Source organism: Leptolyngbya sp. FACHB-711 (genome assembly GCF_014695615.1).
Lineage (GTDB): Bacteria > Cyanobacteriota > Cyanobacteriia > Elainellales > Elainellaceae > Leptolyngbya_A.
The window spans coordinates 1-13,504 of the sequence record NZ_JACJOR010000391.1 but is presented as its reverse complement, the minus strand read 5'-3'; the positions used below and the strand labels follow the sequence as shown (position 1 = coordinate 13,504).

General features: G+C 50.9%; 12 protein-coding genes. 5 read left to right on the top strand and 7 right to left on the bottom strand.

Annotated elements, in window-relative coordinates; genetic code table 11:
- Positions 1-781, top strand: a 781-nt coding sequence (gene asnS, locus H6F80_RS16585) for an asparagine--tRNA ligase (RefSeq protein WP_190792636.1), incomplete at its 5' end; no start/stop codon positions are given.
- Between the two features lie 75 nt (positions 782-856).
- Here asnS and sppA read toward each other — a convergent pair.
- The 4 genes from sppA to H6F80_RS16565 form a co-directional block, all read right to left on the bottom strand.
- Positions 857-2,671: a signal peptide peptidase SppA gene (gene sppA, locus H6F80_RS16580; RefSeq protein ID WP_190792635.1), complete on the bottom strand. Its 1,815-nt coding sequence runs from the start codon at positions 2,669-2,671 to the stop codon at positions 857-859.
- Between the two features lie 154 nt (positions 2,672-2,825).
- Positions 2,826-3,149 (bottom strand): DUF1825 family protein, encoded by a 324-nt coding sequence (locus H6F80_RS16575; RefSeq protein WP_190792634.1) that lies wholly within the window; start codon positions 3,147-3,149, stop codon positions 2,826-2,828.
- Positions 3,150-3,505: 356 nt separating this feature from the next.
- Positions 3,506-3,649, bottom strand: a complete 144-nt coding sequence (locus H6F80_RS16570; RefSeq protein ID WP_190792633.1) for a CAB/ELIP/HLIP family chlorophyll-binding protein — start codon at positions 3,647-3,649, stop codon at positions 3,506-3,508.
- A 289-nt stretch (positions 3,650-3,938) separates the two neighbouring features.
- Complete coding sequence (locus tag H6F80_RS16565) at positions 3,939-4,856, bottom strand: BtuF-related (seleno)protein (RefSeq protein ID WP_190792632.1); 918 nt, start codon at positions 4,854-4,856, stop codon at positions 3,939-3,941.
- Between the two features lie 172 nt (positions 4,857-5,028).
- On the opposite strand from H6F80_RS16565, the gene H6F80_RS16560 reads away from it, so the two are divergent.
- Positions 5,029-6,096, top strand: a complete 1,068-nt coding sequence (locus tag H6F80_RS16560) for a hypothetical protein (protein WP_190792631.1) — start codon at positions 5,029-5,031, stop codon at positions 6,094-6,096.
- Positions 6,097-6,274: 178 nt separating this feature from the next.
- Here H6F80_RS16560 and H6F80_RS16555 read toward each other — a convergent pair whose 3' ends face one another.
- Entirely contained in the window at positions 6,275-7,480 is a 1,206-nt protein-coding gene (locus tag H6F80_RS16555) for a phosphoglycerate kinase (RefSeq protein WP_190792630.1), read from the bottom strand.
- Between the two features lie 269 nt (positions 7,481-7,749).
- Between H6F80_RS16555 and H6F80_RS16550 the strand changes: the two genes are divergently transcribed.
- Positions 7,750-8,193, top strand: a complete 444-nt coding sequence (locus H6F80_RS16550) for a universal stress protein (RefSeq protein ID WP_190792629.1) — start codon at positions 7,750-7,752, stop codon at positions 8,191-8,193.
- A gap of 224 nt (positions 8,194-8,417) precedes the next feature.
- On the opposite strand, the gene acnB is transcribed toward H6F80_RS16550, so the two are convergent.
- Positions 8,418-11,027 (bottom strand): bifunctional aconitate hydratase 2/2-methylisocitrate dehydratase, encoded by a 2,610-nt coding sequence (gene acnB, locus H6F80_RS16545; RefSeq protein ID WP_190792628.1) that lies wholly within the window; start codon positions 11,025-11,027, stop codon positions 8,418-8,420.
- A gap of 199 nt (positions 11,028-11,226) precedes the next feature.
- The gene (locus tag H6F80_RS16540; protein ID WP_190792627.1) at positions 11,227-11,691 is read right to left on the bottom strand and encodes a VOC family protein; all 465 of its coding nucleotides are present in this window, start codon (positions 11,689-11,691) and stop codon (positions 11,227-11,229) included.
- A gap of 419 nt (positions 11,692-12,110) precedes the next feature.
- Here H6F80_RS16540 and H6F80_RS16535 point away from each other — a divergent pair, with 419 nt between their 5' ends.
- Positions 12,111-12,389: a hypothetical protein gene (locus H6F80_RS16535; RefSeq protein WP_190792626.1), complete on the top strand. Its 279-nt coding sequence runs from the start codon at positions 12,111-12,113 to the stop codon at positions 12,387-12,389.
- 151 nt (positions 12,390-12,540) lie between these two features.
- A complete protein-coding gene (locus H6F80_RS16530; protein WP_190792625.1) occupies positions 12,541-13,491 on the top strand; it encodes a DUF1152 domain-containing protein in 951 nt (316 codons plus the stop codon).
- Positions 13,492-13,504 lie beyond the last annotated feature (13 nt).

Here is a 13,504-nt window from a genome sequence, read left to right as displayed (position 1 = left end):
CCTCACCGTCAGCGGTCAGCTTGAAGCAGAAATCATGGCAATGGCGTTCACCAATGTATATACGTTTGGTCCAACCTTCCGTGCTGAAAACTCAAACACTTCGCGTCACTTAGCAGAGTTCTGGATGGTGGAGCCGGAAATGGCTTTTTGTGATCTCATCGATAACATGGATCTTGCCGAAGCCTTCCTCAAACATATCTTTCGCTATGTGCTGGAGCATTGCCCTGAAGATATGGAATTCTTTAACCAGCGCATTGATAATTCTGTTCTCGCTACTGCTGACAATATTATCAACAATGAATTTGAACGCATTACTTATACGGATGCGATCGCGCTGCTGGAAAAAGCCGACCGCAAGTTTGAATTCCCCGTTTCCTGGAGTTTAGATTTGCAGTCCGAACACGAACGCTATCTCGCCGAAGACCTGTTCAAAAAGCCCGTGATTGTCACCGACTATCCGGCACAAATCAAAGCCTTTTATATGCGTCTCAGCGACGACGAAAAAACGGTGCGGGCAATGGATATCCTCGCGCCTAAAATCGGTGAGATCGTGGGCGGTTCGCAGCGGGAAGAACGGCTTGAAGTGCTTCAGCGTCGAATTCAGCAGCTTGGTCTACCCGAAGAAGAACTCTGGTGGTATCTCGATCTGCGGCGATTTGGTACGGTTCCCCATGCGGGCTTTGGCTTGGGGTTTGAGCGGGTGGTGCAGTTCATGACGGGCATGACGAATATTCGAGACGTGATTCCGTTCCCGCGTACGCCGCTCAATGCTGAGTTTTAGGAACGGTTGCAAAGCTGGAGTTATCATCCGAGCCGCTCCTTCTAAACCCCGATCGCCCTATCAATCATCCCTTATCTAATCAATCATCGGTGTAAAAGGCAGACGGCTATACATCCCCAGCGGATCGTTGAGCGATCGCAGCGTATCCCAGTCCTCACGAATTTCCTGCACTTTGACGCTGAGCGGATCCGTCAGGGTTTCGGCGGGGGGCAGAACGTGGGTGAGAAGGCGGCTGCTGAACTGAGACAAAACCCGCTCCTCAAACGATCGCTGGCGCGGGTATTCCTCAGTCTGCCAGTCGTCGCCCAGTTTAGCTTCCTTAGCGGCTGCCTGGATTGCGTCCTCGATACCGCCAATTTCATCGACCAAGCCAATTCGCTTGGCTTCCGCTCCCGACCAGACTCGACCCTGGGCAATTTCCGCCACGCGCTGCTTGGGTAGCGATCGAGACGTGGAAACCAGCGTGATAAAGCGATCGTAGAGGCGATTGACCACTCCCTGCAAAATTCGCAGCTCTTCCGGGGTTTTGGGGCGGGCGATCGTGTCTAGATCAGCGAGGCGGCCGGTCTTGACAGTATCCCAGGTAATGCCGTTCGCGTTGGCAATTTTTTGGAAGTTGGGCAGCACCCCAAACACGCCGATCGATCCCGTCACCGTGGTGGGCGAAGCAAAAATCCGGTTAGCATTGGTCGCGATCTGGTAACCGCCCGATGCTGCATAGCTGCCCATCGACACAACCACAGGCTTCTCTTTTTTCAGCAGCAGTACTTCTCTGGCAATCAAATCCGAAGCCGTTGCGCTGCCGCCCGGACTGTTGATTCGCAGCACGACTGCTTTGATGTCATCATCCTGCCGAATGTCTCGCAGGGTTGAAGCCAGCCGATCGCCCCCGATTGTCCCCGGACCGCCGCGACCACTGACAATATTGCCCTCAGCGTAAACAACTGCAATTCTGTCGCCCTGCTGCTTTTCGTCTCCAACCGTTGCTTCGGCGTACTCTTCAATGTCAATTTGGCGGAAGGAATCTTGATCCTTTTCGCCTGTGATTTTATGCAGTTCGGCGGTCACTTCGTCATCGTAGGCAAGGCGATCGACCAGCTTAGCTGTCTGCGCTTGTTCCGGTAGCAAAATGCCCTGCTGATCGGCAATCTTCTGAAGCTGCTGCGGGGTTACTTTGCGGCTCTTTGCGGTGGTCGTCAGAAACTCGCTCCACAGGTCTGCCAGCAGCTTTTGGGTTTCTACCCGGTTTTCAGGGCTGATCGCACTTCGCACAAACGGTTCAACGGCTGATTTAAATTTTCCGGCTCGAAGCGGCTGCACGCCAATGCCGTATTTTTGCAGCGCGCCGCCGTAGAGGGTCGTCTCGAAGTTAAACCCATTGATCCCTAGCTGTCCTGACGGATTCAGCAAAATGGTATTTGCCACCGATGCCAGATAATAGCCGCGCTCTGACCAGCCCGTATCGTCATACGCCACGATCGGCTTTCCGGCATCGCGAAATTTCTGGAGTGCCTGCCGGACTTCTCGCAGCGTGGCATAGCCCGAACCCAGCCCTGCCGAGGAAACATCGCCCGACAAATAAATTCCGGCAATGCGATCGTCTTGGGCAGCTCGCTCGATCGTCGTCAGCACAGTTCGGAGCGGAAGGGTTTGGGGCGATCGATTGCCGGAGAGTGCTTCGCTGAGAACATTGCCTTCATCGCTCTGCCCATCGCTGATCGGCTGAGATAAATTGAGCGTCAGCATGGAGCTATTCTCAACCTCAGGGGCAGTATCCCGCGGAAAAAAAGCTACCGCAAACAGCAGAGCCGCCAAACCGCCCACGCTCATCGCAGAGAAAAGAACCAGTCCAACGATCGTAGCCAGGATTTGTTTGAGAAAATCGCGCATTATGAAGTGAGGAGTCGGGGTTGCACCGAAGCAGCAGGAATCAGAAAAAAGCAAATAATTCTGTGAAGCTTCAGTTCTACTGTACTCCGTCCCTCTAGCGATGCAAAGCTGTTTCTCCGGCAGGTAATGAGCTTGATCTTTAACTCCTGCTTGATCAAGAGGTTCTTTCTAGCTCTGCCTTCATCCGCTCCAGGGTCATGTGCATCTGGTCAAACATCTGCTGCGGCGTCACACCAAACTGACCCAGCTGGGTTTTGAGCTGCTCAACCGTCATCTGCGCCATGAAGTCTTCTGATAGCTCGAACCGCTTCATAAACACACGATAGCGGTCCATCATTTCTTCCATTTTTTCGATGTAAATTTTTTTGCCCTCACGATCGAACTTGCCATAGTCTGATCCCAGTCGCATGAGCGATTGGTAGTCCTCAAACAGGTTTCTGGCTTCCTGCTGAACAATTTCAGAATCAAAAAATCCCATCGCTTCCCTTCACCGTTTTACGAGTTTGTTAAACGAATTGTTCAATGTCACGATCGTGCTCATCATGCCGCTTCACGACCGGCAGCCTTAAATGAGTTTGAACAATGCTTCTTTCTCTTTCGATTAATCTCATTTTACTGGAGCCGTCTGCTGGAAAAGAGATCGGATCTCTCTACCTATCTTTATTGATTCCTGTAAGCAAAGTTATTCCTATCGGCAAAGTTGTTTATGAATATTTTGTGAGGGGATGGTTCTGCGATCGGCAGAAAATTGACGCAAAGAAAAAGGGAACCAACTTGGCTCCCCCACTAAGGATTTCTGAAAGATGGATTAAGAAACTAGAGGATAAGAACGAATTACATCAGACCAAGCTGAGACAGGATACCCTGACCGGTGAGGAACTCAGTTGCGACTCCGATGACAAAACCCAGCATTGCCAGACGACCATTCCAGGTTTCAGCAAACTGGGTAAAACCAAACTTAGACTGTTGACTTTCCATAACGGCTCAAACCTCACTTAGGATCAACCTTGGTGTAGATAAACTTAACATAAATTCAAAAAAATTTGCAACTCTTAACAGAAATGAGATTGCCGCTTCCTATTTAAAGATGCTGAAGGGTGACGATCGTGCCCTACTGATGACTGAGTTTTGATGCGGCTCGATCTATTTCTCTTGCATCATCTATTTCCCTTGCGTCAACAACTGTAGGCATATGAGTCTAAGCGAGCTTCGAGTTTTGCAGCTCCCTAAATCCCCCAAAACTGGGGGACTTTGAACCTTGCCACTCCTATCGAAACGGTTGCCATCCCTGCTCTGCATACCCAAAACTAAATCGATCGGGGTGCAGAATTTCTGCCAGAATCTCCAGCGAGTCTACGAGGCGTGGTCCCGGACGGTTGAAATACTGATTGCCATCTGTGATGTAAACGCGATCGTTTTTCACTGCCCGTAGCCCAGCCCAGTCGGGATGCTGCTGCAAAATTTTGGCTTCCTGCTTGGTGCGCTCCAGATCAAAACCACAGGGCATGATCACGATCGCCTCAGGATTTGCCTGAATCAAATCATGCCATTGCAGCCAGGGCGAATGGTGTCCGACGGTTCCAAAAAGCGATCGTCCGCCTGCCAGTTCCACCAGCTCTGGAATCCAGTTGCCTGCTGCCATCAAGGGTTCGATCCATTCGATACAGGCAATCGTTGGTCGTTCTTTTTCGGTGAGCGATCGTGTTTTTTCAGTACAGCGATCGATTCGCTGCTGTAGCGATGCCGTTAATCCTGCCGCCGAAATGCCAAAGGCTGCCGCTACGCGATCGAGGTCTGTCCAGAGTTCCGAGAGCTGATTGGGCTGAAGGGAAATAATTTGCGGCTGACTGCTCATCAGGGTTCCAGCGGCTTGCTCCACATCTGCCAAACTGACCGCACAAACTTCGCACTGCGCCTGCGTCAAAATGTGCGTTGGCTGGAGCTGTTCTAGGACTTCGGTTTTGACGCGATACACGCTCAAAGCAGACTGGAGTAGATCGGTGACGCGATCGTGGATTTCCTGGCTCGTTCCTTCGGGATTAAATTTCGGCTCGGTACAGACGGGCAAATCTTTCACCTGCGGCGGATAGTCGCACTCATGCGATCGGCCCACCAGAGCATCGGTGAGTCCTAACCGGTGAACAATTTCCGTTGCGCTAGGAATGAGGGAAACAATACGAAGCATGAAAATAAAATGTGATAAAAGTTGTCCGGAGGTCGTGTAACTCGTCCTTTGCTTCTAAAGATTACATGAAGTGAAAAGATAACGTGAATCAAACCGCAATAATCAAATTGATTGGAACTTCTAAGGCGTGAGGGGCATCGATTCAACCACATAAGCAAGGCAGCTAGAAGCAATGCGTCAAGCCGTATTATTCCTTTCAAGATTTTTATTTAGCCTCTGGATTGTACTAATTAGCGCGTTTCTGCTGCTGCTCTTGCAGAATGCGCCAAGCGTGCCCAATACTCCTTTTGCCAGTCTGTCGATTCGCACCGAGCAAAACAGTACCGTTCGCTTACCCAATCGGATCTTTACCTGTACAGAAACTGGGCAGCAATTCCAGTGTCAGACAGAACTTCAAGACCGTTTGCTAGCCCTCCGCCTGACTAAAGGAAAGGACTATAAATACGATTTCAGCAATTGTCGTGCTGAGTATGGCGGGCGATCGGTTGAGTGCAAGGACACAGGGCTAAATTATGCCCCTATCCTGGCACAGATGTATGAAATCAAGAACCTGGGATTGAGTTCTCAGCAAATTCAGGCAATTCGGCAAGAGTACTGGAGCATGAATATGCTGGTGCGGTTGGGTGAACTCCGCCTGCTGTGGATTAGCACTGGACTCTCACTGGCAGCCGGGATCAGTGCTGCTCTCTTCACCTGGTTCCACCCTGGCAATCTGAGCAAGAGCTTTGCTAGCTTTGCCTGCGGCATTGGAATGTATCAATTAATCGGAAGTTGGCTGGGGCGAGTTCCTTACACGCTTGTGACCCCTTATGGATTTACCCCGGAGAGCTGGGGCTCGGTTGTGAGTGGAAGCGCGATCGTGACTGGCGTGATCACAATGTTGACCACTGCGCTTTTACTCTGGAGCAGCTTGAATCGTTTCAGTAAGAGCCTGCTTAGCATTAGCACCAGTGCAGCAATTTTTAGCCTTTGCTGGTGGTCGCTGACCTGGAATTCTAATCACCTACTAAGTCTCCTGGGTTTAGCCGACATGTTTTCGCAGCAGGGATACTCGTATCTGATCATGCAGATTGTTCAGGTTGTTTCAATCCTTCTGGCAGTTGCCGCCGCGATTTTGCTCTGGCTCCGCACCAATCAATCGATTCAGAGGTTTCTTTGTCTGGGCTGTGGCTTTGGCGCGATCGCTCTAGCGACAAATTTGCTTCTATCTCTGCTCCTGGGGCTGGGATATGTAGATTAGTCGTACCCGTCGATCGCATGAGGAGCTGGGTGTTCGGGGAATGCCAAACCTGTTGCACCATCCAGGAACACTGCAAGAAAAAGACTGAGCAGAAATCCTACTCAGTCCGTTGCTTCACTTCTCTACTAACGTTTCTCTCAAGGCGTTTCTCTAAAGGAACACCAGCCAGGAGATTCAATTAAGCATCGTTCAGCGCGGCGATACCGGGCAACACTTTGCCTTCCAGCAGTTCCAGGCTAGCTCCACCCCCTGTGGAAATGTGGCTCATCTGGTCTGCCAAGCCGACTTTCTCGACTGCTGCTACTGAATCTCCACCACCAACGATCGTGCTGGCTCCCTTTCCGGTCAGGGTCGCTAGGCTCTTTGCGACTGCCTCTGTGCCCTTGGCGAACTTGTCGAACTCAAACACGCCCATTGGACCATTCCAGATCACGGTCTTGCAGTCTGCCAGAGCGGATTCAAACTGCTTGATCGAGTCGGGACCAATATCCAGACCCATCCAGCCATCGGGAATGTTGCTGATGCTGACGGTTTGGGCATTGGCATCGGGGGCAAAGTTATCGGCAACGACGACATCAGTGGGCAGCACCAACTCAACGCCTCTTTCCTTTGCTTTGGCTTCCAGCTTTTGTGCCAGTTCTACATACTCATCTTCAACCAGGGATTTGCCGACGCTCAAGCCGCGTGCCCTATAGAACGTGAAGATCATGCCGCCGCCGATTAGCAGCTTGTCTACTTTCTCTAGCAGGGTTTCAATCACAGTGATTTTGCTAGAAACCTTGGAACCACCGATGATAGCTGCTAGAGGACGCTGAGGTTCTTCGATCGCGCCCTGCAAATACTGCAATTCTTTTTCGATCAGAAAACCTGCAACGCTGGGGTTGAGGTAGTGAGTCACGCCTTCGGTGGAAGCATGGGCGCGGTGCGCAGTTCCAAAAGCGTCGTTTACATAGAGATCGGCAACGGATGCCAGCTTTTGAGAAAATTCGGGATTGTTCTTTTCTTCTTCAGCATAAAAGCGAACGTTTTCCAGCAGGGCGACATCGCCGTCTTTCATGCCTGCGATCGTGCTAGCTACCGCATCGCCAATACAGTCATCGCACTTGGTCACGGGCTGACCCAGCAACTCAGATAAACGAGTGGCAACCGGGGTGAGCCGCATACTGTCTACGACTTTGCCCTTGGGACGACCAAAGTGGCTGGCAAGAATTACCTTTGCCCCGTTAGAGGTGAGATATTGAATGGTCGGGAGCGCGGCACGAATCCGAGTGTCATCTGTAATCTTGCCCTGCTCATCCAGAGGCACGTTGAAGTCAACTCGTACAAAAACGCGCTTTCCTGATAAATCCGCAGCAGATAAACTATTCAGAGCTTTTTTTGCCACCGCTTGAACTCCCTTTAATGAGTCTTTTTACCTATTAGCATTGTAAAGTCTTATGGAGCATTTCTAAAAAACGATCGCATTTTCTTGACCAAATTTTCCGAAAAAAATCTGTAGCCTGTGACTCTAGTACACTAGATGCAGAACTCATTGCAGTGTAAGCCCTTGGTTTTCAGGATTTCTCTGGGAAAACGTCTGATCGCAAGTTCGTTTTTTTGAAAAGCCAGAATCAAAAGCCAGAATCAGAAGCCAGGATTAGAACAGGAGGGACAATGTTCAAAAATGTACTATTCCCGGTAGACCAGAGCCGTGAATCGCGGGAAGCGGTAGATACGGTGGTGAACCTCGTCAAAACCTACAGCAGTCGGCTGGTGCTGCTCTCGGTGGTGGAGTCTTTAGAAGTAGGAGAAGCGGCTACAACCGCCGATGCGAAGCAGTTCCCCCACGGAGGTAATCGCGAAATGACCTCACCGGAAGCGATCGCCAAACTGCTTACCGAAGTAAAAGCCCTATTTCAGCAGCAGGGCATCGAATCCGAGGTCATTGAACGGGAAGGAATTCCGGCGTTTGTGATCTGCGATGTGGCAGACGAGGTCGAAGCCAATTTGATTATTATGGGCTGTCGCGGGCTGGGCCTGACCGAAGAAGGCGCGTCAGAGAGCGTGACCAATCGAGTGATTAATCTCTCGCCCTGCCCAGTTCTGGTGGTGCCGTAGTTTTTCTGGTAGGCTTCTGGGCGTTTCAGCCCCCTAAATTCCCCAATTTTGGGGGACTTTGATCCCGCAATAAAGTCAATCAAGAAATAAAGCCAATCAAGAGTCAAATCATGAGGGGCAATAGCATAAGGGGCAATACCTTAGATCGAATCGATCGGGTACTGCCCCTGCTTGCTTGATTACCTTGCTTGATGACAACGAGAGTCTAGACGAGGTTGCCCGCACTATCGGGCAGTGGTCGGCATTCCCAGGATGTCCTCGATCCGGGGCATTTCCTCTAGGGGAATCACACGACCCTCATCTTCAAACCCGGTGATCTGGTCGAAGTTGAGGTAGCGATACAGGTCTGCCGCAAAGGGATTAATTTTATCCTGAACGATCGCCTGATACTCTTCAACCGTGGGAATCCGACCAAGCAGGGCACAGACTGCTGCCAGTTCCGCTGAGCCGAGATAGACTTTGGCATCTTTGCCCATGCGGTTGTTGAAGTTGCGCGTTGAAGTCGAGAAGACCGTGACGCCATCTTCTACTCGCGCCTGGTTGCCCATACAAAGTGAGCATCCGGGCATTTCGGTTCTGGCTGCGACGGCATTGAAGACATCGTAAACGCCTTCTTCGCGGAGCTGCTTTTCGTCCATACGAGTTGGCGGCGCGATCCAGAGGCGAACGTTGGTGGAGGTTGCCCCTTCGAGGATCTTGGCGGCGGCGCGATAGTGCCCGATGTTGGTCATGCAGGAGCCAATAAACACTTCGTGAATCGGATCGCCTGCACATTCCGACATCAGTTTGATGTTATCGGGATCATTGGGAGCGGCGACGATCGGTTCTTTGATCTGATCCAGATCGACCTCGATCACATCAGCGTATTCGGCATCTTGATCGGCTTCCATCAGCGACGGATTTGCCAGCCATTGCTCCATTTTTGCCACGCGCCGCAGAATGGTTCGAGCATCCCCGTAGCCCCGTGCTGCCATATTTTTCAGCAGAGCGACATTCGATCGCAGATATTCGGCAACGGTTTCGGTACTGAGGGCGATCGTTGAACCCGCACAGGATCTTTCTGCGGTTGCATCGGTCAGCTCAAAGGCTTGCTCTAGTTTCAGGTCGGGCAGTCCTTCCATTTCCATGATGCGACCGGAGAAGACGTTCTTTTTGTTTTGCTTCTCAACGGTGAGTTTGCCCTGTTGCATTGCCACGTAGGGAATCGCATTCACGATATCGCGTAGCGTCACACCGGGCTGCAATTGACCCGTAAACCGCACGAGCACCGATTCCGGCATATCCAGAGGCATTACGCCCAACGCTGCCGCAAACGCCACCAGTCCCGAACCTGCCGGGAAAGAGATGCCCAACGGGAAGCGAGTATGGGAGTCACCGCCTGTGCCCACTGTATCTGGCAGCAGCATCCGGTTTAGCCAGGAGTGGATAATGCCATCGCCTGGACGCAGGGAAACGCCACCGCGCTGGGTGATAAAGTCCGGCAGTTCGTGGTGAGTTTTGATATCTACAGGTTTGGGATATGCCGCCGTATGGCAGAAGCTCTGCATGACCAGATCGGCACTGAAGCCGAGGCAAGCCAGCTCTTTCAGTTCGTCGCGGGTCATAGGTCCGGTGGTGTCCTGCGATCCCACAGTCGTCATCATGGGTTCACAGGAAGTTCCTGGTCGCACACCCTCTAAACCGCAGGCTTTGCCGACCATTTTCTGCGCCAGGGTATAGCCTTTGCCCGTGTCTTTCGGCGGAGATGGGCGAATGAAGCGATCGCTCACACTTAAGCCCAGTGCCACCCGTGCCTTATCCGTCAGCGTCCGACCGATCAGCAGGGGAATTCGTCCGCCTGCCCGTACTTCATCCAAAATCGTGTCCGGCTTCAGTTTAAAGGTGGCGATCGTCTCACCCGATTCATTCTGAATTTCGCCTTTGTAGGGATAGATCGTAATCACATCCCCGGTTTCCATTTGCGACACATCGCACTCGATCGGCAACGCGCCCGAATCTTCTGCGGTGTTGAAGAAAATCGGCGCAATCTTGCCGCCCAGCACATAGCCACCCGATCGCTTATTGGGCACGAAGGGAATGTCCTGTCCGATGTGCCATAGCACGGAGTTGATGGCTGATTTACGGGAAGACCCGGTTCCCACGACATCCCCTACATAAGCGACGGGATGGCCTTTTTGCTTGAGTTGGGCGATCGTCTCCAGGCTTCCCGGTTGGCGAGTTTCCAGCATTGCCAAGGCATGAAGCGGAATATCGGGGCGAGTTGTCGCGTGGGTTGCCGGAGACAAATCATCGGTATTCGTTTCGCCCGGAACCTTAAACACCGTCACTGTGATCGATTCCGCCAGTTCGGGACGGTTCGTGAACCAGTCTGCATTCGCCCAGGATTCCATCACCTGCTGAGCATTGCCGTTGCCCTGTTCGGCGAGTTCCTGCACGTCATGAAAGGCATCGTACACCAGCAGAATTCTGCTTAAAGCCTTTGCTGCTGCGCTTGCAATTTCAGCATTTTCAACTTGCAGCAGATCGATCAGCGACTGCACATTATATCCACCCATCATGGTGCCTAGCAGCTCCACTGCATCCAGAGCAGACACCAGGGGACTCGTAATTTCACCCTTTGCAACGCCGGTCAAAAAACCTGCCTTTACATAAGCCGCCTGATCGACTCCGGGCGGAACGCGATCGCGCAGCAAACTCAGCAAAACCGCTTCCTCACCTGCCGGAGGATTTTTGAGCAGTTCGCACAAACCAGAGGTTTGCTCCGCATCGAGCGGCAGAGGTGGAATTCCTAACGCCGATCGCTCTGCAACGTGGTTCCGATAAGCTTCATCCATCTTCCTAACTTCTCCTGGTCTCCTGGCAGCAAAACTTGGGGTGACACGCACCACCCAGAATCTTCATTGAAACATTTTTCGCTCTATTCCTACCGTAGCTCGACCAACAGATTGTGAGGAGTTCTGGACAGGGGAAACTGCCGGACTGAATTGGACGATCGCCCAGCCAGATTTCCGCTCTTTAACTATATAGATCGCACTATCCCTTTGGATCGCAGCGAATCTCGACTAAAAAGCCATCGGGATCATAAAAATAAATCCCTCTTCCGGTCGGACGGCTGACGGGACCGTGATCGATCGCAATCTCGTTTTGCCGCAGCACTTCAACCGCATGATCAAATAAGTCTGGGTTGATATCAAATGCCAGATGTCCGGCACGAGTAAAGCACTTGCTGGGGTCAGGGTCGGGCGGCAGCAGGTTTGGCTTCCAGAACAAATCAACGATCGTTCCGTCCGGCGTTTCAAAGTTTGCCGCTTCGCCTTTCTCAAACAGTTCCTTCAGCGTTTCGGGTACTTCTGCCCCGGTCAACTCCCGCAGCCCCAGCACGTTGCCATAAAAGTGACGCGATGCCGCCATATCACGAACATTCAACGCAATATGATGAACGCGACGCAGCATTCCGGTGGCGATCGATTTCGCTTCTTGCTGAGGACTGGAAACCATAGGACAAATAGGGAAAAAGTAAAGCCTGTTATGGATCAGGATAGCTCAATCATCTGGGTGGGGCGATCGCTAACCTGTGGGAAGGACAAGTTGCTGGGGCGATCGGTGCAAAACGCAACTCGAAGAAACGATTTGAACAATTTGACTGATGAAAGGCGACTCCCTCAATCAGAATTAACTTTTTCCAAAACTTCATGAGAACGGGGTAGAGAGCGGCGATCGATCGGAAGGATAGTTATACTGAATCGTTCCATCTAAACAGCCGAATAGGGATCTTAGGCGGAAATATTTCTGCCTATATCGCTAATCTGGGATCTTAGGCGGAAACATTCAGCCCAGTTAGTAGTTCGGCATCATGCGCTTGCTGCGCTTGTAGCGGCACGTTAAAATTTAATTTAAGCGATACAAAAATTAACAACATGGAACTACAACCTGAAACAAGCAAGGCCCTGGACAAATGGTTAGGGTCAGAAACTTGGTATACAAACCATGATTTAGATATGGGTCGCTTCTACGACTTTGTTGATCGCTACGCAGCCGAGCATGGTTATGTTATTGATGAGACTGCGTTAGCTGAAGAGATTGTAAGAAGGCTCAAACAGAAGCGCAATGTGAATGAGGCATTGGAGAAGATAATTGAAACTCGCCTTATCCTCGCCTACAACATCTTGGATTTCTTGAAGAGAACTCAACGATAAAAACGGCTTCAAGACACTTGCAAGGGTCAACATGATGCTGAAAAGGCACTGTAGCCGATTGCCTACTCCGGTCGCAAGCTCCCTCCGCTTCCGGCAGGGGCTGAGTTTGGTCGTTATACAGCTTTGATACTCGTCTTTGACATTAAAAACAATGCAGTTATCAAACTTGCCTTTCTTTTCTGAATTAGAACAGTCAAAGACAATCCTCTTAGCTGGTGCAGGAGGGGGATTTGACATCTTCTGTGGATTGCCGCTCTACTTCAGTTTAAGAGCATTGGGTAAAACAGCCTATCTTGCCAATGTATCCTTCTCATACCTACCTGAAAGTGAAGTAAGGTTGTCACCCTCTCTGCTCAAGGTGACAGCAGATACCCATCGTCCTCGTGACTATTTTCCTGAGCAACATCTGGCAAACTGGTTCCGCCAACAAGGTCAAGAAACTCCAATTTATTGTTTTGAGCGCACAGGCTTCAAACCGCTTTTGGCAAGCTATCAAGCTTTAGTCGAGACATTATCAATAGACACGATCGTTCTCGTGGATGGAGGCACAGATAGTTTGATGCGTGGTGATGAAATTGGGCTAGGTACACCCCATGAAGATATCACCAGTATTGCTGCTGTCGATGAACTTGCTGTTAAAACAAAGCTGCTAATTTGTCTAGGGTTTGGAGTCGATCGCTATCATGGTGTCTGCCATGCTCATGTGCTAGAAGGTGTTGCAGAACTTATTGCGAGTGGCGGATTTTTAGGCACATTTTCGCTACTTCAGGAAATGCCAGAAGTACAGCAGTATCGGCAGGCTAGTGAATATGTTTTTCAGGCAATGCCGGAGCATGTCAGCATTGTTACGAGTTCTATTCTTTCAGCGTTGGCAGGACACTATGGCGATTATCACGCTACTGCCAGAACGCAAGGAAGCAAGCTTTGGATTAATCCATTAATGAGTTTGTATTGGTGCTTTCGGTTGCCGCAAGTGGCAAGCCGGATTCTCTATCTAGATGCTATTAAGCAAACAGACAGTTACACAGATGTCCTGTTCTTGATTGAGGGGATACAATCAGGACGCAGAACCGTTCGAAGATGGGAGGATATTCCTGTGTAGTTTCAGGGACATT